Origin of the sequence: Pseudomonas sp. Xaverov 259, from assembly GCF_019352915.1 — a bacterium.
GTDB lineage: Bacteria > Pseudomonadota > Gammaproteobacteria > Pseudomonadales > Pseudomonadaceae > Aquipseudomonas.
This window is the reverse complement of record NZ_JAAAFV010000047.1, coordinates 1-1,831: the sequence shown is the minus strand read 5'-3', so window position 1 is coordinate 1,831 and position 1,831 is coordinate 1. Positions and strand designations below refer to the sequence as shown.

Sequence of the window (1,831 nt, the reverse complement as noted above, 5' to 3'; positions counted from 1 at the left end):
TTTATAGGGTCTAAATTATCTTCCTGCGTAAAAATACTGGCAAGACTTACGCCAAGTGCATTAGCTATTTTTTCGATAGAAGAACACTGCGGGTCGACTTTTCCGTTTTCAATTTTAGAATACTGGCTTGGGTTCATGGTCAAAGAAAGCGCTACTTCTTTTTGAGATAAACCTTTAGCTTCTCTTATTTTCTTTATTCTATCCCCTATCTTGTCCTGAAAAAAGTTTACTTATTTAGAATCGACAAAGAATAGAAAATTAAAACCTCGCATGACTGTGAGGTTTTTTTATGGGTTTAATTCATTGATATATAATGTGTTAAATAAATGTCGATAATAAGACATTACTCGTTGTATGACATGAAAATATAAACTAAAAGATCTTTTGTTTAAGAAAAAGTTTGTTAATTTTGAAAAGAAACAATTTTAATTACCTGTTTATTAGTACTTTATAATAGTCTTTCTGTCAAGAATCTAAGAATCAATTTTATTCAAGATTCATCTTCTTATTACTACCATATAAATAGATTACATACAAGCCTTCAAAAATTCACTGATTTTTTCATTTTTAAATTAATTATTATGAAACTAAAATTATCTTTTTTGTTCGCATTTATTAGTATTTATTCTTGGTCACAGTCTTCTACGACCGAAACATTTAACGCCAATGGAACATTTACAGTTCCGGCTGGTGTTGCTAATCTTTCGGTTGAGGCCTGGGGCGGTGGCGGCGCGGGTGGCGGCGCAGCGGGTGCAGGATTACTTTTTGGCAGAGGTGCGGCCGGCGGCGGCGGCGGGGCATATGCAAGTGCTTCAATTTCAGTTACAGCTGCATCGGTGCTAAATGTTATTGTTGCGGGACAAACAATCGGTACTACCGGAGCCGGCGGTGCAGCAGGTGGTAATTCTACCATTGCGGGATTTGAAACTTCTATTCTGGCTGCAGGAGGTTCTGGCGGAGCAGGAAATACTGGGGGTGGAACTCCCGCTGGAGGAAATGGAGGTACAATTGCAGCTTCTTCAGGAGCTATACGTTTGGCCGGAGTTAATGGAGGCAATGGAAGCTCATGGTCGCTTTTATCATTATTGCTTTCTTCTGGTGCGGGCGGCGCAGGAGCAAATGCGGGCGGTGCTGGTGGTGCATCAGTATCAAGCATTCTTTTTGGTAATGCTTCTGGTAATGCGGGAACATCTCCTGGCGGCGCAGGAAGTGGCGCTATAAATTCCGGAAGCGGCGCTTCTCAAATTGGTGGAGCCGGAGGAGCCGGGCGGTTGATTATTACGTATACTTGTTCTGCTTTTAGTTTAACAAGTACAGCAGCCTCAAGTGTTTGTGCAGGCAGTGGTACAACATCGACTGTATCTTTAACCGGAAGTGCTGCATCTCTGCCGGCTGGCAATTATGTCGTTACCTATAATCGAAGTAATCCAAGTGCAGCGGCATTGACTGCAAATTTAACAGTTACTACAGCAGGAACAGGCAGCTTTACAGCAATAGGTTTCACAAATGCAGGTTCTAGTACGATTACCATTACTAAACTTGCTTCAGCGTCTTGCAGCTCTGCTATTACGACAAATAATACTGCAATAGTTACAGTATCGCCAGCCCCAGTTGGAGGAACAGTGACAGGCGGCACTTCGATTTGTTCAGGAAATACAAGCGGTGTTTTAAGCTTATCAGGTAATGTAGGAGCTGTGGTGAAATGGCAGTTTGCAGTAAGTCCATTTACAACTTGGACAGATGTGCCTAATCCAAGCACTAATAATACCTATACTTCAACAGCGTTAACAGAAACAACTCAATTTAGAGCCGTTGTGGGTGGAGGATCTTG

Annotated in this window: 1 protein-coding gene and 1 pseudogene; one reads left to right on the top strand and one right to left on the bottom strand. The window is 41.7% G+C overall.

Annotated elements, in window-relative coordinates:
• The coding region (locus K0H48_RS31105; RefSeq protein ID WP_368862173.1) for a helix-turn-helix domain-containing protein at positions 1–197 on the bottom strand (197 nt) is incomplete at its 3' end.
• Between the two features lie 384 nt (positions 198–581).
• Between K0H48_RS31105 and K0H48_RS31100 the strand changes: the two are divergent.
• A pseudogene (locus K0H48_RS31100) lies at positions 582–1,831 on the top strand (hypothetical protein); the annotation flags it as partial.